The organism is Streptomyces sp. YS415 (genome assembly GCF_023544665.1).
GTDB lineage: Bacteria > Actinomycetota > Actinomycetes > Streptomycetales > Streptomycetaceae > Streptomyces.
In genome coordinates this window covers 1-372 of sequence record NZ_JAMJFL010000092.1, presented here as the reverse complement: position 1 = coordinate 372, position 372 = coordinate 1, and the positions used below count along the sequence as shown (strand labels likewise).

Sequence of the window (372 nt, the reverse complement as noted above, 5' to 3'; positions counted from 1 at the left end):
ACCCGTCGGCCGCCCTCGCACCCGGCCGGACGCTGTCGCCGGGGACAAGGCCTACTCGTCCCGCGGCAACCGAGCCCACCTGCGTCAACGCGGCATCAAGGCAGTGATCCCGGAGAAGAAGGACCAGGCCGCCAACCGGAAGAAGAAGGGTTCCCGGGGCGGCCGGCCAGTCAGTCACGACGTTGCCCTCTACAAAGAGAGAAACACCGTCGAGCGCCTGATCAATAGACTCAAGGCCTGGCGAGGCATCGCCACCCGATACGACAAGACCCCGGACAGCTACCTCGCCGGCCTCCAGCTACGAGCCTCGATGATCTGGCTCAAAGACCTCACCCGGGCCATGAATTGATCACGACTCGATACGCGCCCTAG

The 372-nt window shown here is 64.8% G+C and carries 1 protein-coding gene; it reads left to right on the top strand.

What is annotated here, in order from left to right:
- Positions 1-349, top strand: a 349-nt coding sequence (locus tag M8H82_RS36385) for a transposase (RefSeq protein ID WP_250079938.1), incomplete at its 5' end; no start/stop codon positions are given.
- Between the last annotated feature and the right edge of the window lie 23 nt (positions 350-372).